This window comes from Mobilicoccus massiliensis (genome assembly GCF_000826525.2).
GTDB classification, from domain to species: Bacteria; Actinomycetota; Actinomycetes; order Actinomycetales; family Dermatophilaceae; genus Mobilicoccus; species Mobilicoccus massiliensis.
The window spans coordinates 183,238-201,394 of the sequence record NZ_LN651329.1; the positions used below are offsets into that span (position 1 = coordinate 183,238).

An 18,157-nucleotide genomic window follows, 5' to 3' on the forward strand; every position below is an offset into this window, starting at 1 on the left:
GCGTGGACTGGATCTTTCACGACCTCTGGGCACTTCTCACCGTCGTCGGCGTCCTCCTCGTGGCGGGCGTCGGGGCGATCATCGGCCTCGTCAGGGGCGGCGGCCGCCGCCGCAGCATCGACACGAAGACGCGGCCCGACCTGCGGGGCGCACCGAGTGAACCGGGTGAGCCGAGCGAGGGCGCGCCCGGCGGGGTCCTCACCGAGGAACGACCCGGCGTCGTCGTCGACGAGCCCGTCGCGCCGCCGTCGGTCGAGACACCGGAGTCGACCCGCAGCCGGCTGCAGCGACTGCGCTCGCGCCTCGCGCGCTCCGACTCGGCGCTGAGTCGCGGACTGCTCGCGCTGCTCCAAGGCGGCCAGCTCGACGAGGACACCTGGGACGACGTGGAGAGCACGCTGCTCGCCGCCGACCTCGGGGTCGAGGCGAGCACCGAGCTCGTGGCCGCCCTCAAGAACCGCGTCGCCGCCGAGGGCGTACGTGACGAGGCGACGATGCGCGGCTGGCTCAAGGAGGACCTGTTCACCCAGCTCCAGCCGCAGCTCGATCGCCGCATCGCCTCGACCCGCGTCGAAGGTCGTCCGGCCGTCATCATGGTCGTCGGCGTCAACGGCACGGGAAAGACGACCACCATCGGCAAGCTCGCGCGGGTGCTCGTCGCCGAGAACCGTGACGTGCTGCTCGGCGCGGCCGACACGTTCCGCGCCGCGGCCGCCGACCAGCTCGAGACGTGGGGCGCCCGGGTGGGGGTGCCCACGGTGCGCTCCGAGAAGGAGGGCGCCGACCCGGCGTCCGTCGCCTACGAGGCCGTCGCCGAGGGAATCGAGGCTGAGGCCGACGTCGTCATCCTCGACACGGCCGGTCGTCTGCACAACAAGGCCGACCTCATGAACGAGCTCGCCAAGGTCAAGCGCGTCGTCGAGAAGAAGACGCCGATCGACGAGGTGCTGCTCGTCCTCGACGCGACCACCGGACAGAACGGCATGCGGCAGGCCGAGGTGTTCTCCGACGTCGTCGACGTCACCGGCATCGTGCTCACCAAGCTCGACGGCACGGCGAAGGGCGGCATCGTCGTGGCCGTTCAGAAGGCGCTCGGCGTTCCGGTGAAGCTCGTCGGCCTGGGCGAAGGCCCGGACGATCTCGCCCCCTTCGACCCCAAGGCCTTCGCCGAGGCGCTGCTGGGGGAGTGAGGCGCCCCGTCGCCGATACGGTGGGCCCGTGGGATCGTCACCCGATCCGACGGGCCCACGCTCGTTCGGGAGGGAGCCGGTGTGCGCATCGACCTGAAGAAGGATCGCCGCGACCTCTATCGACCGCCGTCGTCGGAGTTCGTCGAGGTCGACGTCCCGGCGTACGAGTACCTGGCGGTCGACGGAGCAGGGGATCCGAACACGACCGCGGGGTACGCGGCCGCGGTCGAGGCCCTGTACACGACGGGCTACGCGATCCGCGCGGTGTTCAAGGCGCGCACGGGCTCGGACTTCGTCGTCGGCCCGCTCGAAGGGTTGTGGTGGAGCGCCAATCCCAGCGATCAGACGTCGGCGTTCACCGGCGATGACCGTTCGGACTGGCGGTGGACGATGCTCATCCCGCTACCCGCCGAGGTGTCGCTCGGCGACGTGCGCGACGGCCTGACCCGGTCCGCAGCGAAGAAGCCGCACCTGCCGCGCGCCGAGATCCGCCGCATCCACGAGGGGCGGTGCCTGCAGATCATGCACGCCGGGCCGTTCTCCGACGAGGCACCGACGCTCGCCCGTCTGCACGAGCAGGTCATGCCCGATGCCGGCCTCACGTTCGCCGGCCCCCATCACGAGATCTACCTCAGCGACCCGCGCCGGTGCGCACCCGAGGGGATGCGGACGATCCTGCGTCAACCCGTGCGACCGGTCGACTGACGAGCGCGAGTCATCGGCGGACCGGGCGGGCTCGGTCCGTCCTGCCGATGCGCGCAACATGATCCGAGGCGGCTCAGCGTGGGGCGTCGACGAGGTCGGCGAGGCCGATGGTGAACGGGTGCTCGCCGAGGGTGAGGGTGACGTGGGTTCCGCCGGTGATGTCGGTGTAGCCGTCGGGGCCGGGGCTGCGAAAGAGGGTGATGCGGCGGTGGCCGTCGCGGAGGTCGACGACGACGTAGTGGGGGATTCCGGCGGCGGCGTACTCGCGGCGTTTGGTGAGCCAGTCGGTCTCGACCGAGCTGGGGGAGACGATCTCGGCCGCGAGGACGACCTGGTTGCTCGGAGCCCGTCTCGCCTCGGAGGCGAGGACCTGCGGTGTCGCGACGAGCACGTCGGGGCAGCGGATGGTCGCGGGCGCGGGAGCCAGCGAGACGTCGAGGTGGGTGAACGTGAGCAGGCTCGATCCGACGTGTCGCTCCAGGAGGGAGGACAACCTGACGGCGGCGCGCGCATTGAGCGGGGTCTCGCTTGGAACCACGATGACGTACCCGTCGACCAGTTCGAGGCGCTCGTCGGTCTCGCCCAGGGCGTCCCAGTCGTCGAGGTCGAGACGGGGTGGGAGCGGGCTGGAGAGCAGGGTGGTCATCGGGCCTCCTTTCGCCGGTCATCCTCGACCATCGTCGCTCGCCCACACGGCGCTCGTCCACAGGTCGCCCGAGGCCGGGCTCAGCCCGTGAGGTCGGCGAGGCCGATGGTCAACTGGTGCTCGCCGAGGGTAAGGGTGATGTGGGTTCCGCCGGTGATGTCGGTGTAGCCGTCGGGGCCGGGGCTGCGAAAGAGGGTGATGCGGCGGTGGCCGTCGCGGAGGTCGACGACGACGTAGTGGGGGATTCCGGCGGCGGCGTACTCGCGGCGTTTGGTGAGCCAGTCGGTCTCGACCGAACTGGGGGAGACGATCTCGGCCGCGAGCAGCACGTCGTCGGCGCGCAGCCGCGTCGACCCGGAGGCGATGTCGCGCCGGAGGACGACGATGTCGGGTTGTCGCACCGTCGCCGGCACGTCCTGCAGCACGACACTCATCTGCGACCCGCACCGCAGCGTCCGGCCGGTCGCATCGCGGACTCGCTCGATGAAGAGGGCCTGCGCCTCGACGTTGCGCCACTGTTCGCTCGGAACCACGATGACGTACCCGTCGACCAGTTCGAGGCGCTCGTCGGTCTCGCCCAGAGCGTCCCATTCGTCGAGGTCGAGACAGGGTGGGAGCGGGCTGGAGAGCAGGGTGGTCATCGGGCCTCCTTTCGCCGGTCATCCTCGACCATCGTCGCTCGCCCGCACGGCGCTCGTCCACAGGCGACGCTCGCGGCGTGTGCCGTCGCACGAGGTCGTCCGCGCGGAGGCCGCGTCGGCAGAGAGCCCGGCGCGAGGCATACCCAGGTGGGTTCCCGCATGGTTGGGTGAGGCATGACCTCCGAAACCGAATCACGGGTGGCCTCCGCCGAACGCGTCGTCCGGGCCACGCCGGCGACGATCTTCGAGCTCATCGCCGACCCTGCACAGCAGCCGCGGTGGGACGGCAACGACAACCTCGCCTCGGCCGCCACCGGACAGCGCGTGCACGCCGTCGGCGACACGTTCGACATGACCCTGACCAAGGACGGCGCGGTGCGCCGCAACCACATCGTCGAGTTCGAGGAGGGGCGGCTCATCGCGTGGCTTCCCTCGGAGATCGGCTCGCCCCCGCCTGGCCACCTGTGGCGGTGGGAGTTGAAGCCGCAGGCCGACGGCACCACTCTCGTGCGACACACCTACGACTGGACGGACCTCACCCACGAGAGGCGCATGAACCGTGCTCGTCGCACGACCTCCGAGGCACTGACCGCCTCGATCGAGCGGCTCGCCGCGATCGCCGAAGGGGCTTCGGGCTGACCGGCCCTCGGGCCCACTCGAGGAACTCGTGACGGGCAGCCCGTCACGACGTGACACAGCCCCGGGGGACGACCGCTCGGCCATGAATTCGGTGGGGTTCGACGCTGCCGTCCTCTAGGCTGACGAGCATGTTGGTTCGTGGCATCGCTTCAGTGCGCCTGCGCAGGCGCTGACGGCGGCGAGCAGCACCACTTCGTGACGCTCCCGCCCCCGTAGTCATGCCGGGCGGCCGCTTTGTCATGCCCGGCTCCGCCACGAACCACGGAGCGATGCAGTGTCCACGTACCACCATGGCCGGCACGAACACGGCCAGAACTTTCTCACCGATCCTCGGACGATCCGTCGCGTCATCGACCTCGTCCGGGAGACCAGCGGCCCGATCCTCGAGATCGGACCGGGCGAGGGGGCACTGACCCGACCCCTCCTCGCCCTGGGCAGGCCCGTCCACGCCGTCGAGATCGACGGGCGACTCGCACGAAAGCTCGCGAAGGAGCTCAACGGCAAGGCGCTCATCACCGAAGGTGACTTCCTCGCACACACGATCCCCGATCATCCGCACGTCATCGTCGGCAATCTGCCCTTCGATCGGACCACCGCCATCCTGCGCCGCATCCTGCACGCGCCGGGGTGGACCGATGCGGTGCTCCTGGTTCAGTGGGAGGTCGCGCGGCGGCGGGCGGGCGTGGGCGGGGCCAGCATGATGACCGCCCAATGGTCGCCCTGGTTCGACTTCACCCTCCACGGCCGGGTGCCCGCGCGAGCGTTCACGCCGAGCCCCGGAGTCGACGGCGGCCTGATGGCGATCCGTCGCCGCCCGGATCCGCTCGTCCCTGTGCGCGAACGCCGACGCTTTCACGCGTTCGTCCATCGGATCTACACCGGCCCTGGCCGTGGGCTCGCGCAGATCCTCGCCCGCAACACCGGCCTCGGGACGACGACGAGCGCTGCCCGGTGGTTGCGCAGCCGAGGACTCGCCGGCTCCGACCTGCCGAAGTCGATGACCACGTCGGCGTGGATCGACTTGTACCGCGCCACGGGGACGTCTCCTCCGCGGTCGCGGACCAGGGGCGCCGAAGGAACCGGTAGATAGGAGGCGACCTTCCGTCGTGGGGGCAGGTGAGGCGAGGTCAGGAGGCGAGGTAGGTCGCCATCTCGCTGTCGGGGACCATCGAGCCGCCGGTCGCCCAGGCGAGATGGCAAGCGCCGGACGGGTTCTCGAGGTCGCGTAGCGCGGTCGGGCCCGCGGCTCCGGCGAGGGCGGAGGGTTCGAGGCGGATGCCCTCGGTCTCGTCGAGGAGGCGCAGCAGTCGGAACAGCTCGTCGTCGCGGACGGTGTACGCACCGGCGACGAGATCCTTCGTCGCCGACCAGGCGAGCTGCGAGGCGCGGCCGACGGCGAGCCCGTCGGCGACGGTACGACCGTGGAGGCCGAGATCCTGGACGGCGATCGCGTCGCCCCGCCCGGTCGCGAGCGCGAGGAGCATGCAGGGAGCCTGCACCGGCTCGGCGTACCAGCAGTGCAGGTGCGCCGTATCGACGCCGCGATCGCGCAATGCGAGGTGCAGCCCGGCGACGATGCCGCCCGGGCCGCCGCCGACCCCGCAGGGCAGGTGGACGTGCAGCGGATGCTCCGCAGTGGGAGTCAGACCCGCGGTCTCGAGCTGATCGACGAGGCGCAGCCCCGCGACGGCGTACCCGAGGAAGAGTTCGCGTGAGCTCTCGTCGTCGACGAAGTGGGTGTGCGGGTCGGCGGCGGCCTGCGCGCGACCCGTCTCGACGGCGATGCCGTAGTCGCCCTCGTACTCGATCACCTCGGCACCGAGGCTGCGCAGCAGCTCCTTCTTCCACTGCCGCGCGTCGGCGCTCATGTGGATGACGGCCCGGAACCCGAGCGCACGGGCCATGATGCCGATCGACAGACCGAGATTGCCGGTCGAACCCACCGCGATCGTGTACCGACTCAGGTGCTCGCGCAGGTCGGGTCCCGCGAAGTCGCGGTGATCACCGGCCGACGGGTCTCCGCCCGCCCACCCCGCGTCGAGCGCGAGTCGTTCGGCGACGGTGAGCACCTCGTAGATCCCGCCGCGGGCCTTGATCGACCCCGAGATCGGCAGCTCGTCGTCGCGCTTCAGCCACAGGGAACCGCGGAGGCCGAGCGCGGCGCGCATCCGGGGAACCTCGACGATCGGAGAGTCGATGATCCCCGCCTCGATCCCCTCGGGTCCGAGGTGCCAGGGGCCGTCGAACGCCTCGGCGAGGAAGGGGGCGAACCGGCGCAGGCGGGCGTCGGCGTCCCGAACGTCGTCGAGCGTGACCACCCCCGGCACGTCCTGCGAACGGCGCGGGTTCACCCACGTCGTCGGGATGCCGGCACGCACGTCGTCCAGGGGAGCGCTGTTCATGACGCCATTCTCGTCGGCCGCCTCACCAGGCACGAGTTCGACGTCGGTACACACGTGCCTGCGGTTCGATCCATGTCGACAACCGACCTGGACCAGTGTCCAGATCGGACTAGGCTGCGTCGACGACGACGCCCGGTTTCGGGGGCGAGAGGGCGGCGTCGACGCCCGGGGGAGTCCTGGGGTTCTGCACCGTCGCTCCCGCCGAGCGCGAGGCGCCCGGAACCGCGAGGAGGCACCGTGAGCTCCACCATCTCGACCGCTCGGAGCGGAGCCGACGTGGGACGCGCGTCGTTTCTGATCGCGCTCCTGTGCTGGCTCACGGTCGCCCTCGAAGGCTTCGACCTCGTCGCGTTCGGCGCGGTCATCCCGACCCTTCTCGAGACCGGCCACCTCGGCATGACCGGCCCGGATGCGACGCTCGTCGCGACGTTGTCGCTGGTCGGCGTGGGGATCGGTGCGGCAGCGGGTGGGCCCGTCAACGACCGGTTCGGACGCCGCGTGGGGCTGTTCGTCTCGGTCGCGGTGTTCTCGGTCTTCACGATCCTCGTGCCGCTCGCGCCGAGTATCACGTTGCTCGCGGCGACCCGCCTCGTCGCCGGGCTCGGACTCGGTGCCTGCATGCCGACCGCCATCACGATCATGACCGAGACCTCCCGCTCGGACCGCAAGGCCACCTCGACGACGGCGACGATGACCGGCTACCACGTGGGCGCGGTCGCGATGTCGCTGCTCGCCATCGTCGTCCTGCCCGACTGGCACGTCCTCTTCTACGCGGGCGGCGTCGCCGGTCTGCTGCTGTTGCCGCTGGTCTGGATCCACGTCCCCGAGACCGCGCCGATGGTCCGCACGGACGACCGTCCCGGCACCTCGCCGCGACGTGGAATCCTCGAACTCCTCGCCGCGCACCCGCGGGCGCTGCTCGGTTCGTGGCTCGCCTCGTTCATGGGCCTGCTGCTCGTCTACGGGCTCAACACGTGGCTGCCGCAGATCATGCGGTCGGCGGGCTACTCGCTCGCCTCGTCGCTGAGCCTGCTGCTCATCATGAACGCGGGCGCGATCGCCGGGCTCGCGCTCGGCGGCATCGTCGCCGACCGTCGGGGCATCAAACGCTCGACGCTCGTGTGGTTCGGGGCGTCCGCGGTGTTCCTCGCGTTGCTCAGCCTGCGCATGAACGACCAGGTCCTGCTGCACGCGGTCGTGTTCGTCACGGGGCTGTTCGTCTTCAGCGCACAGGGGCTCGTCTACGCGCTCGTCGCGCACCTCTTCGAGCCCGAGGTGCGCGGCGCCGCGATGGGTCTGGCCTCCGGCGTGGGTCGCATCGGTGCGATCGTCGGTCCGTTCGTCACCGGCATGCTCGTCACCGCAGGTCTCGGGCACCCCTGGGGCTTCTACGTGTTCGCGGTCGTCGCGGTCCTCGCCGCCGGCGCCGTCGCGCTCATGCCGGCGTCGCCGCGGCCGTCGCGTCGCTGACGTCGAGGGCACCGGGCGACCGCACACGATCATCGATGCGGTCGTCCCCCGGGCAGGGCAGGGCCTGACGCGTTCGCATCACCGCTGACGCGGTGTCGTCGCGCAGTGGGGGTGAGCGTCAGGAACCGCTTCCGGAAACCGCGGTAGAGACGACGACGGCGGAGATGATCGCCGCGTTCATCGAGGCCACGGCGTTCGCCACCGCCTTGCTCATCGCCTCGCTCATGCGGATGTCGGCGGCCAGCTCCTTGATCCGCGTCTTGACCTCCCGCTTGCTCAGCCCGGCCCATTCGTCGGCCAACACCTTGGCCGCGAGGTCGAGACCCTGGAGGATCGAGAGCACCGTCGCCTCCTGCGGCGTGGCGGAGCCGCCGTGGAGCACGGCCCGCAGTCGGCCCCGCAACGCGCGCTCCGGCGACGGGTCGAGCACCGGACGTTTCTCGGGAACAAGCCCGAGCATCCGCTTCTCCTCGACGCGGATGATGCCGGCCTGCGCGAGCGAGTCGACGATCTGGTCCTCCGCGGCCACCCGGCCGTCGCTGATGAGCTGGGAGGCCTTCTTGCCGTCCTTCTCACCGAGCCGCGCGAGCGCGGCATCGAGCGCGGGATGCCCCGTGGGGGAGGCGTCGACCACGCTGACACGCGGATCCTTGTCCTCACTCAGCCGCACGCGCTCGGCGAGAACCAGGTCGACGACGTTGGCCGCCGCGTAGCCGTAGCTCGCCTGTGTGAACGCGCTCTCGGGCTTGCCGTCGTCTCGGGTGAGCAGCAGGAAGAGGTCCTCGGAGATCGTCATGTGCCCAGGCTAGAAGCGTCATCACGGGCACGAGGTCGAACGCCGAAACAGCCGCCGATTCCGCGGCCTATCCGAGGTCGGTGCGGATCTCGGGTCGACCGCGGTCGGCGGCTGTCTCGCTGGAGTGCGGCTCACTCCTCGATCTGGGCGTCCTTGTCCCGGTGGATCTCGTCGGCCATCTCGCTCACCTTGTCCTGCGGGACATCGACACCGGCGTCATCGAAACCCTTCTCGAGGTGTTCCTCGACGGTCTCGGGCTCGGCCCCGGGAACCTGCGACCGGGCTCCGCTCTCGACGTTCTCGACGGCTTCGGCCTTGGCTGCGTCTTCTCCGTTGCTCTCTCGGTTGCTCATGGCCCCATCTACCCGGACGACCCGTACGCCAAACGACTCAGTGCTCCGCGGCGGCGTGAACGAGCGCGACCGTCTGTCGCACGATGACCTGCCGCCACGCATCGAAGCTCGCGTCACTGGGTGCGTACAGATTCGTCTTCTCGAAGTGCTGCATGATCGGCGTGTGGATGTGCCCGGCGGGAATGTCGCGGCCGAGTCGGTCTCGCAGCAGCGTGTTGCGGTAGCCGCTCTCGTTGGACAGGTACGTCCCACCACTTCCGGCATACGCACAGGAGTCCTTCGACGGGGGCGTGCCGGGTTGCACGGGCGTCGTCGTGCCCGTGAGAGCAGCGTTGCGGGTCACCCGCTCGGGTGAGTCGCAGTTCGGGAACTCCGTGTACTCGGTGTTGCGGATGACCGGGAACCCTTCGCCCTCGGCCCACTGCGCACCGGGCGGGGGCGCGAGGTCGGCTCCGGTGCCCGCCTCGGCCATCGGCGCGAAGGGCAACGTCGAGGTCGTCCACTGCGGCGGGTTGTGCAGGTCGAACACCCGCGGACCGCCCCAGCGTGGCACGACCGTCGTGTTGCAGCCCGGGTTGTTCTTCGCGATCTGGGGCACGCCGTCGATGGGGCGGCACGGCCGACTGCCGTCGTTGCCGGCCGACACCCCGTGGTACCGGCCGTTCCACACCTCGAGGTCGAAGCGCCCCTCGCGGCCCTGGCTCACGGTGATCGACGCCGTCAGCGCCTTGCGGCCGCCGCGCATGTGCGGGCCGACGGTGTCCTCGATCCACCCCGCCGTGAACTCCGTGTAGTTCACCGGGAGCAGGTAGGCGTTGATCACCTGACGGCGGCCGTCCTTGCCGACGTGCGTCGTGCCGTCGACGGCCAGAGCCGTGGCGCCCGAGGGATTGCCGTGCCGGATGTTGTTCCCCGCCGCGCCCGTGGCCGTACCGGCGTCGCCGCCGTCGAGCGTGTACGGGTCGAAGCCGCTCACCATGACCCGGGCGTACCGCTCGCCCGCCGGGTAGGAGATGTCGGTCATGCCTCGCGAGGCCTTCTCGAAGGTCTCGATGATGCGCTCACGCTCCGGAGCGGTGAGGCCGTGCCGCGGCTGCCACTGTCGCAGCGCGGCGGTCACCTGCAGGCGGGTCCAATAGAGCGGTCGATCGTCACTGCGAGGAAGCGTGCCTCGCACCCAGCCGGTCGACTGCACACGGGCCACGGCCGCCTTCCACAACCGGCGTCCCTCCCGTTCGGCGACCACCCGTGCACGCCGGGAGTCGTGGGCGCCGCACATCATGCCGACGAGCCGCGGTGCGACGTCCTCGAACCCGCCGCCGACGATCATGTCCTGCGCGAAACTCGTGGCGGTGAGCCGGGAGGGGTCCGCCGGGTCGGGCAGCCGCGCGTCCAGACGCTTCTCCTCGACCGAGAGCGGAGCGGAGGCGTCGAGACAGGCGGCGCGCAACACTCCGCTGCCGGGCGTCGTCGTCGGTGTGGGGGAGGAGGCGTGGGCGGCGCTCGCCGGCGCGGCGAGAGCGACGGCCGCGGCCGTCGACAGCAGAACGGCAACTCGACGGTGAGTCATGGGGATTCCCTTCGGGGAGGACGGGGTGGGTCGGATGCTGGCACCCCCGCGTGACGACCGCAACCGTGCGGTCGTCGCGGCCGAAGGAGTGACACGACGTTGCGGTACGGATTCGAGACTCCGTGCACGCCTGAGGCCATGCACGCCCGGGTTGTGGGCACCGGGCACGTCATCCATCCCCTGCTCACCGGGCATAGGACGTGCACGGGTGTGACATGAGGCGACACCGGCGCCTCGGACTGCGGCACTGCGAGTGCCGAGGGCGTTCTCGTGTGCGTGCCGGTCAGGAGGACGGGCGCGGGGGTGGCCGCAGCCCGTTTCGCGCTGCGCGATGAATCGCCTCGCCGAGGCGCGTGGTCGCTCGGGACGGCAGACGCCAACTCTGCCAGGCGAGGTGGACGTCGACGTGATCGTCGTTCCGACCGATGCGCACGAGCTCCCCGGTGTCGAGCAGGTCCCCGAGCTGAGGCTCGGAGATGAGTCCCCACCCCAGACCCGCTCGCACCGCGGCGAGGAACGCGTGGTTCTCGGGGATGAGGTGTTGGATCTCGGCACCCTCGACGCCGTGTCTACGCAGCAGCCGATGCTGCAGTTCGTCCTCGTCGCTGAATCGGACCATCGGCAACCGGGCCCAGTCCACCTGCGTCGACGCGTGGCGCTCGCGCAACTGCGGGGTGCACACCGGGACGTAACGGAGGACTCCGAGCGGCTCGATCGTGCATCCGGACACGACCACGGGGTCGGAGGTGATGGCTCCGACCGCGGCGCCGGTGCGCAGGTGTTGGGTGCCGTGGTCCTCGACCTCGATGAGCAGTTCGAGCGTGACGTCCGGCCAGGTGGCGGCCTCGGCCAGCACGGGGACGAACCACGTCGCGAGCGAGTCCGCGTTGACGACGAGGGGCAATCGGCGCCGGTGCACGGTGTCGGGGGTGAGTGCCGACACCGCGTCGGCCTCGAGCTCGGCGACCTGGCGGGCCAGGCGCAGCAGCACCTCGCCGTCGGCGGTCGCCCGACACGGCGAGGAACGCACGACGAGGACCCGGCCGTGGTGCCGTTCGAGGGCCTTGATGCGTTGGCTGATCGCCGGCGGCGTGACGTGTAGGGCCCTCGCGGCGGCCTCGAACGAGCCCTCGTCGACCACGGCGACGAGGGCAGCGAGCTGATCAGCGTGCATAAGCTGACCTTAGGGTCGCGAAGAATGTTTCGCTGGATTGAATCGACGCCGATCCCTACCGTTTCCGGCATGACGACCGCTCTCCTCGGATTCGCCACCGGCGCCGCGCTCATCATCGCGATCGGCGCGCAGAACGCCTACGTTCTGCGCCAGGGCCTCCGACGCGAGCACATCGGCATCGTCGTCGCGATCTGCGCGCTGAGCGACCTCGTCCTCATCCTCGCGGGGGTCGCGGGCATCGGAGCGGTGAGCCGGTTGCACCCCGCAGTGCTCGAACTGCTCCGCTTCGGCGGCGCTGCCTACCTCGCCTGGTTCGGAGTGCGCAGCCTCTGGTCGGCGCGAAAGGCGAGCGGGCTCGTCGCCTCGATTCCCCGGGGCGCCGGCTCGGTCGCGCTCACCGCGGTCGCGCTCACCTGGCTCAACCCGCACGTCTATCTCGACACCGTGCTCATGCTCGGGTCGGTCGCCAACCAGCACGGGCCGGTCGGGCGCTGGCAGTTCGCGACCGGTGCCGTCACGGCCAGTCTCGTCTGGTTCACCGGCCTCGGCCTCGGCGCCCGCGCCCTCGCGCCCCGCTTGGCCAGCCCGCGCCTCTGGCAGGCGATCGACGTCGTCGTCGGAATCACGATGCTGTCGATCGCCGCCATGCTCCTCGTCTCGTGAGGCCGCCCCCAGTTCGCGCAACAAAGACCGGCCAGCTCGACGACGCCGCGACATGGTCGGGCGATGACCAGGACGAATGCGAACGAGGCTCGCCGCAGGGGCGGGACTGATCGGTCTCTGTTGCGTGTCCGTGTCGCCCGCCCGTGTTGCGTGGAACTCGGGCGCGGTCGGGCCACGGGGCCTCCGACGGCGATTCGGACGGCTAGGTTCGGTGCCGTGGAGAGCGATTCCTCTGGGCCGGCCCGCACGAACCCCCGAAGGCGTCTCGAGGGGTCGGCGCGGCCCGGCACGGGCGGCGAAAGCGCTCATCGTCTGGACGCGGGCCCGGTCTACGGCACCGCACGGCGTCTCGAGCGCCGTGTCCGCGCCCGGTTTCCGGAGCGTCACCTGGCAGAGCTCGCCGACCAGCTCTGCGACCTCGTCGAGACCATCGGGCGAGAGCGCGACCGTTCACCCGCGTTCGTGCTCATCCGCAACGGCTGCCGAGTACTCATCGCGGTGATCGTCGTCGCCGTGACCGCCACGGTCGTCGTCGGCGCCGGGGCGGCGTTCGGTGAGGCACATCGACTCTCGGCGATCGACTGGCCGCCGCTCGTGGAGAGCACGATCAACGACATCGTGTTCGCCGGTGTGGCCGTGTTCTTTCTCCACGCCCTGCCCGAGCGCCTCGAACGTCGCGGTCAAGTCCCTGGTAGTGGTGTAGCGCTGCGTTCTCCTTCTTGATGGGTCAGGCGGTCAGGGCGGGCGGGTCATCAGCTCCGATCTCGGGTTCGGTGTTGGGGACGATGTTGACCCGGCAGCGGGCGAGGACCTCGAGTCCGAGGTAGCGGCGGCCTTCGGCCCATTCGTCGGTCTGCTCGGCCAGGACGGCTCCGACGAGCCGGACGATGGCGTCGCGGGTGGGGAAGATGCCCACGGCGTCGGTGCGGCGCCGGATCTCGCGGTTGAGGCGTTCGGCGGGATTGTTGGACCAGATCTGGGTCCACACGTCCTTGGGGAAGCCGGTGAAGGCCAGGATGTCGGCGCGGGCGCCGTCGAGGTGGTCGTGGACCTCGGGCAGCTTTCCCTCGACGTAGTCCAGGAGTCGGTCGAACTGGGCGTGGACCGCGGGACGGTCGGGCTGGTCGTACACGCTGTGCAGCATCGCCTTGACCGCGGGCCACATGCTCTTGGGTGTCACCGACATGAGGTTCGCGGCGTAGTGGGTGCGGCACCGCTGCCAGGACGCTCCGGGAAGGTTCGCCGCGATCGCCTCGACCAGACCCTGGTGCGCGTCGCTGGTGACCAGCCGGACACCGGTCAGACCGCGGGCAACCAGGTCGGCGAAGAACTCGTTCCACACCGAGCCGGTCTCAGCAGTGGCCACGCGCATACCGAGGACCTCGCGGTGCCCGTCGCCGTTCACGCCGGTGGCCAGCAGCACGACGGCGTTGACGACCCGCCCGCCTTCGCGGAGCTTCATGGTCAACGCGTCCGCGGCGACGAACGTGAACGGCCCAGCTGCGTCCAACGGCCGGTGGCGGAACTCCTCGACGTGCTCGTCGAGCTCGGCCGCCATCCTCGAGACCTGCGACTTGGACAGTGAGTCGATCCCGAGGGTCTTGACCAGCTTGTCCATCCGCCGCGTGGACACGCCGGCGAGGTAGCAGTCCGCCACGACCGTGATCAGGGCGGTTTCGGCGCGCTTGCGGCGCTCAAGCAGCCACTCGGGGAAGTAGGTGCCCTTGCGCAGCTTGGGGACTGCGATGTCGATGGTCCCGACCCGGGTGTCCAGGGGGCGGTGACGGTACCCGTTGCGCTGCGCGGTCCGGCCCGGGCTGGGGCGGCCGTACTCGGCACCGACCACCGCATCAGCATCAGCCGAGAGCAGGGCGTTGATCATCGTCTGCAACAGCGAGCGCATCAGATCGGGTGAGGCTTCGGCGAGTGCTTCGCCCAGCAGACGTGCAGGGTCGACAATGTGGGGAGCGGTCATCGTGATGACTCCATTCGAGAGATCTGTGAGAGGTGAACTCGAAGGATCACGCGGTGGCCGCGCCTGCGTCCGACGTCCACGCCGGTGACGATCTCGACGACCGCGCTACACCACTATCAGGGACTCAACTAACGTCGCCGCGTTCTCGGTGTGCTCCATCGGCTGCGCTCGCTCGCGCACGTCATCGACATGCACCAGCTCACCAAGGACCCGGAACGCATCCGCGCGCGGTATTCGAGGACGGCCGAATCGGTGCGCGACACGATGACGGCGGAGGAGTTGTTCCACTACCTCGACTACTGCAGCGAGATGCTCTCGCTCGTCGGCAAGTCCGCCGCGTTGTACGCCCAGTCGACCTCGGACGACGTGGTGCTCACCTCGATCGAGGGGATCGAGTCGTTGACCACCGGGTTGCAGACCAAGATCTGGCAGAAGATCGCGCTGCTGCCCTGATCAGCGGCTGCCCGGCGTCTGACCCGCCGTGAACGACGCCCCACCCCGGATGTGGAACGTCAGGCCGCGGCTTCGACTGGGGTCGACCAGATGCGTGTCGGCGGCACGGAGACGGTGGGTGAAGACGGCCAGGAGTCGAGGGGCCTGCCCGGCCTCCGACTTGACCAATCCGGCCGTGTAGGAATCGGCGGGATCGGTCTCGAGTGCCACGAGGAGCGTGTGGGTCCCGCCGGGGAGGATGTGACCCTGGCGATCGATCGGGCCACTTCGGCGAGAGAACGGTGCCTCGTCGAGCCTGACCTGCGTGTTGCCGCGGAACAGCATGAACGTGTAGGCGTCGAGGTCGACCGGCCGTCGGGGATCGTTGAGGATCTCGACGGTGAACAGCGTCCGGACGGTCGGGAGGTCGTTCTTCCGACGGAAGGCGTCGTCGGCCGCGACCGGGCGGTGGACGATGACCGTGAGCCCGTCGATCGTCGTGCGCTGATCGAACGGGAGAACCGTGGAGGTCCGCGACGTGACCACACCGGAGTCGTCGGGGTGGGCCTCCGCGGGGGCCGTGTCGGTGCCCGTCGATCGTCGTGCGCTGATCGAACGGGAGAACCGTGGAGGTCCGCGACGTGACCACACCGGAGTCGTCGGGGTGGGCCTCCGCGGGGGCCGTGTCGGTGGGGGCAGCGTCGGCGGGCGCCGTGGCCGACGGAGGCGCCGTGGGGGCTGGGTCGCCGGCCGGAGCCTGCGTGACCGCATCGGTCGTCGGCGCCGCCGGCCGAGGTACGGCGAGTGAGGGCAGCGCACATCCCGAGATCAGGAGGCAGGCGAGGAGGGCGATGGTTCGGCGTGTCGTGCGAGGGACGGTATGAACGCGGCCGATCGGCGTGGTGACCGTCGTGGCCCGGCCAGTGGACAGACGACGCCGGTGAAAGGCGACGTCGATCACGTCCCCCGGGCCCGGGAACTCGTCGAGGCCCCCGCACACGGTGGGTGCGAAGGCCTCGACGGCACGTGGGACTCAGCGCTCGGGCGTCATCCTCATGTCGTTCGGCATGTCATTCGACGGGCGCGTTGGTGGCCGGGTTGTCGTTGCCCGGGTCGTGGCGCTCGGCGGGACCGGCGGTCGTCTCGTCGGGCTCGGTGTGGCTGTCGTCGACCTGGGTCTGCGGCGCGTTCTCGGTCTCGATGTCGTCGTTGCTCTGACTCATGGTTGCTGCCTCCTCGGTCGGGTACCGCCAGAGTAAGGGCGTCGGCGCCGATGCGCGCGGGGACGACCCGGCGACGCTCGACCAGGCCTCTCGTCGGTTCGAGCCGGCGAATTGGCCTGGCGTTCAAGCGAATGCAACCTCTCCACCGAGATCGCCGCCCAAAGATCGGCCGGGGGCAACCCGGACGTCTCCTGAACGGAGAAACGTGACAGTCGTCCCGTTTTCGGTGATTCCCAACCCTTCTCGGTCAGGAGAACTCCATGTCTACAGTCCAGCGTCGCGTCGCCACCGCCATCCTTCCGCTCGTCGGGCTCGCCCTCGTCCCGGCGGGTATCGCCCAGGCGGACTCGACCCCGCGGGTCGACCCCGAGCGCAAGGCCGAGGTCGTGCGCGACGACTACAGCGGCCACGTCGACGTCGTCCGCGGCAAGGCCGCCGACGAGAACAAGCTCACCGGATCGGTGTTCGTCGACAAGAACCGCAACAGCCGCAAGGACAAGAACGAGAACGGCATCGCGGGAGTCGCCGTCTCCAACGGCCGCGACATCGTCACCACCAACGCGGCGGGTCAGTACTCGCTGCCGGTGTACGACCGCATGACCGTCTTCGTCACGCAGCCGGCCGGTTACGCCGTCCCGGTCAACGAGGACAACATCGCGCAGTTCTCCTACAACCACTTCCCCAACGGTTCGCCCAAGCTCAAGTTCGGCGGCATCGCCCCCACCGGCGCCCTGCCCAAGGCCGTCAACTTCCCGATGGTGAAGTCCAAGGCCACCGCCAAGAACGTCCAGAACTGCGCCGTCGCCTCCGACACGCAGCCCCGCAACCTCACCGAGCTCAACTACGCCAAGCAGGGGCCCGTGCGCGACCTCATGAAGCGCACCGACCTCGGCGGCTGTGGCGTCATGCTCCTCGGCGACAACGTGTGGGACGACCTCTCGCTCAACGCCCCCATGCGCGACATCTACCGCGACCTCCGCGGCCCGATCCGCCTCGTCGCCGGCAACCACGACATGGACTTCGACGCCAAGGACGACGAGGGCAGCCTCGACACCTACCGCGCCCAGTTCGGCCCCGAGTACTACTCCTACGAGGTCGGCCAGACCCACCTCATCGGCCTCGACAACATCCTCTACAACGGTGCCGTCCCCAACGCCAAGTCCGGCGGTTACAAGACCGGCCTCGACGCCCAGCAGCTCGAATGGCTGAAGAAGGACCTGGCTCGCGTCCCCGCGCACAAGCTCGTCGTCATCCAGGCCCACGCCCCGTTCGTGCACTACCGGAACACCGGCACGCAGGACGCCAAGGAGGTCTTCGACGCCCTCAAGGCCGCCGGCCGCACCGCCGAGAACACCCTGCTCATCGGTGGACACACGCACACGATGGAGAACCTCCTGCCCGGCGACAAGCGTGAGGAGTGGGCCAAGAAGGGCATCGACGGCCTGCCGTTCCACCAGATCGTGACCGGCACCGTCTCCGGCGACTGGCACTCCGGCAACCTCGACGAGTACGGCCTGCCCTACGCCATCGGCAAGGGCGGCGTCCGCCCCGGCACCCTCACCATCGGCCTCAAGGGCAACGAGTTCGTCGAGTCCTACAAGGTGCGCAACAAGCCCTACAGCCACCGCTTCTCCCTCGGCGTCAACTCCCCGTCCTGGCGTGAGTGGGCCCCGAAGCGTCTGGCCTGGCGCACCGACAAGAACGAGAACGAGGGCGCCGCGCCCGAGTTCGGTGACCTCAACGTCATCACCGACGAGGACCTCAAGGGCGGCACCTGGATCTCCGCCAACTTCTTCGCCGCCTCCACGAAGGCCACCGTCGAGGTCTCCGTCGACGGCCGCGCCCCCAAGGTCGCCGAGCTCATGCAGCCTGCCAAGGGCGAGAAGCTCAACACCGGTTGGGAGTTCGCCGACGTCGAGGGCGCCAACGCGAACCTGCTCTCGAAGAACGGCAACGTCCCTCAGGACGGCACGTCCATCTGGCGCGCCCAGCTCCCCGAGTCCCTGAACCGCGGCGTCCACACCGCCACGGTCAAGGGCACCGACCGCCACGGCCGCGTCTACACCGACACCATCCGCTTCACCGTCGTCGACGAGCGCGCCGCCGCCAAGTGACCCCCGCCTGACCGAGACGGCCGAGCGCCGGACCGCACCCGCGGTCCGGCGCTCGGCCGTCGATGTCTGCACCCTGTGGCAGCCCGCGGCGAAGGACGGCGTCGCATCGCGTCGCGCGCGGGATCCAGGATCGGGACTTCACCCGTCCCGCCGCGGGGCCAGGG

The 18,157-nt window shown here is 70.0% G+C and carries 19 protein-coding genes; 9 read left to right on the top strand and 10 right to left on the bottom strand.

Annotated elements, in window-relative coordinates:
• Window positions 1-2 precede the first annotated feature (2 nt).
• Together ftsY and BN1197_RS08655 are read left to right on the top strand one after the other, a co-directional pair.
• Window positions 3-1,190 (top strand): signal recognition particle-docking protein FtsY, encoded by a 1,188-nt coding sequence (gene ftsY / locus BN1197_RS08650; protein WP_245851863.1) that lies wholly within the window; start codon window positions 3-5, stop codon window positions 1,188-1,190.
• An 81-nt stretch (window positions 1,191-1,271) separates the two neighbouring features.
• Window positions 1,272-1,895, top strand: a complete 624-nt coding sequence (locus BN1197_RS08655; protein ID WP_040158440.1) for a GyrI-like domain-containing protein — start codon at window positions 1,272-1,274, stop codon at window positions 1,893-1,895.
• A gap of 73 nt (window positions 1,896-1,968) precedes the next feature.
• Here the strand turns inward: BN1197_RS08655 and BN1197_RS08660 are convergent, their stop codons facing one another.
• Both BN1197_RS08660 and BN1197_RS08665 read right to left on the bottom strand, forming a co-directional pair.
• Window positions 1,969-2,541: a Uma2 family endonuclease gene (locus tag BN1197_RS08660; RefSeq protein ID WP_052466275.1), complete on the bottom strand. Its 573-nt coding sequence runs from the start codon at window positions 2,539-2,541 to the stop codon at window positions 1,969-1,971.
• Between the two features lie 80 nt (window positions 2,542-2,621).
• Window positions 2,622-3,182, bottom strand: a complete 561-nt coding sequence (locus tag BN1197_RS08665) for a Uma2 family endonuclease (protein WP_052466277.1) — start codon at window positions 3,180-3,182, stop codon at window positions 2,622-2,624.
• A gap of 174 nt (window positions 3,183-3,356) precedes the next feature.
• Between BN1197_RS08665 and BN1197_RS08670 the strand changes: the two genes are divergently transcribed.
• Window positions 3,357-3,821 (top strand): SRPBCC family protein, encoded by a 465-nt coding sequence (locus tag BN1197_RS08670; RefSeq protein WP_040158443.1) that lies wholly within the window; start codon window positions 3,357-3,359, stop codon window positions 3,819-3,821.
• A 274-nt stretch (window positions 3,822-4,095) separates the two neighbouring features.
• Window positions 4,096-4,911: a 23S ribosomal RNA methyltransferase Erm gene (gene erm, locus BN1197_RS08675; RefSeq protein ID WP_040158446.1), complete on the top strand. Its 816-nt coding sequence runs from the start codon at window positions 4,096-4,098 to the stop codon at window positions 4,909-4,911.
• A gap of 37 nt (window positions 4,912-4,948) precedes the next feature.
• Here the strand turns inward: erm and BN1197_RS08680 are convergent, their stop codons facing one another.
• Window positions 4,949-6,223, bottom strand: coding sequence for a D-serine ammonia-lyase (locus BN1197_RS08680; RefSeq protein ID WP_052466410.1), 1,275 nt, complete (start codon window positions 6,221-6,223; stop codon window positions 4,949-4,951).
• Between the two features lie 237 nt (window positions 6,224-6,460).
• Here BN1197_RS08680 and BN1197_RS08685 point away from each other — a divergent pair, with 237 nt between their 5' ends.
• On the top strand, window positions 6,461-7,693 hold the full coding sequence (locus BN1197_RS08685) for an MFS transporter (protein ID WP_095999884.1): 1,233 nt from the start codon (window positions 6,461-6,463) through the stop codon (window positions 7,691-7,693).
• Window positions 7,694-7,811: 118 nt separating this feature from the next.
• Here the strand turns inward: BN1197_RS08685 and BN1197_RS08690 are convergent, their stop codons facing one another.
• From BN1197_RS08690 to BN1197_RS08705, 4 genes are all read right to left on the bottom strand, one after another.
• Entirely contained in the window at window positions 7,812-8,489 is a 678-nt protein-coding gene (locus BN1197_RS08690) for a GOLPH3/VPS74 family protein (protein WP_040158450.1), read from the bottom strand.
• A 131-nt stretch (window positions 8,490-8,620) separates the two neighbouring features.
• Window positions 8,621-8,842: a hypothetical protein gene (locus tag BN1197_RS08695; protein ID WP_040158453.1), complete on the bottom strand. Its 222-nt coding sequence runs from the start codon at window positions 8,840-8,842 to the stop codon at window positions 8,621-8,623.
• Between the two features lie 37 nt (window positions 8,843-8,879).
• Window positions 8,880-10,412, bottom strand: a complete 1,533-nt coding sequence (locus BN1197_RS08700; protein ID WP_052466279.1) for a hypothetical protein — start codon at window positions 10,410-10,412, stop codon at window positions 8,880-8,882.
• 283 nt (window positions 10,413-10,695) lie between these two features.
• Window positions 10,696-11,586, bottom strand: coding sequence for a LysR family transcriptional regulator ArgP (locus BN1197_RS08705; RefSeq protein ID WP_040158455.1), 891 nt, complete (start codon window positions 11,584-11,586; stop codon window positions 10,696-10,698).
• Window positions 11,587-11,655: 69 nt separating this feature from the next.
• On the opposite strand from BN1197_RS08705, the gene BN1197_RS08710 reads away from it, so the two are divergent.
• Complete coding sequence (locus tag BN1197_RS08710; protein ID WP_082043746.1) at window positions 11,656-12,249, top strand: LysE/ArgO family amino acid transporter; 594 nt, start codon at window positions 11,656-11,658, stop codon at window positions 12,247-12,249.
• A gap of 216 nt (window positions 12,250-12,465) precedes the next feature.
• Window positions 12,466-12,972 carry a hypothetical protein gene (locus BN1197_RS08715; protein WP_052466281.1) on the top strand — a complete coding sequence of 169 codons (507 nt, stop codon included), beginning with the start codon at window positions 12,466-12,468 and terminating at the stop codon, window positions 12,970-12,972.
• Window positions 12,973-12,976: 4 nt separating this feature from the next.
• Here BN1197_RS08715 and BN1197_RS08720 read toward each other — a convergent pair whose 3' ends face one another.
• Window positions 12,977-14,224, bottom strand: a complete 1,248-nt coding sequence (locus BN1197_RS08720) for an IS256 family transposase (RefSeq protein WP_040158461.1) — start codon at window positions 14,222-14,224, stop codon at window positions 12,977-12,979.
• 150 nt (window positions 14,225-14,374) lie between these two features.
• Between BN1197_RS08720 and BN1197_RS08725 the strand changes: the two genes are divergently transcribed.
• Window positions 14,375-14,677 (top strand): hypothetical protein, encoded by a 303-nt coding sequence (locus BN1197_RS08725; RefSeq protein WP_052466283.1) that lies wholly within the window; start codon window positions 14,375-14,377, stop codon window positions 14,675-14,677.
• Here BN1197_RS08725 and BN1197_RS08730 read toward each other — a convergent pair whose 3' ends face one another.
• Both BN1197_RS08730 and BN1197_RS17330 read right to left on the bottom strand, forming a co-directional pair.
• Window positions 14,678-15,202, bottom strand: a complete 525-nt coding sequence (locus tag BN1197_RS08730) for a hypothetical protein (protein ID WP_040158465.1) — start codon at window positions 15,200-15,202, stop codon at window positions 14,678-14,680.
• A 524-nt stretch (window positions 15,203-15,726) separates the two neighbouring features.
• Entirely contained in the window at window positions 15,727-15,879 is a 153-nt protein-coding gene (locus tag BN1197_RS17330) for a hypothetical protein (RefSeq protein WP_176489730.1), read from the bottom strand.
• 260 nt (window positions 15,880-16,139) lie between these two features.
• Here BN1197_RS17330 and BN1197_RS08740 point away from each other — a divergent pair, with 260 nt between their 5' ends.
• The gene (locus tag BN1197_RS08740; protein WP_040158470.1) at window positions 16,140-17,993 is read left to right on the top strand and encodes a calcineurin-like phosphoesterase C-terminal domain-containing protein; all 1,854 of its coding nucleotides are present in this window, start codon (window positions 16,140-16,142) and stop codon (window positions 17,991-17,993) included.
• Window positions 17,994-18,157 lie beyond the last annotated feature (164 nt).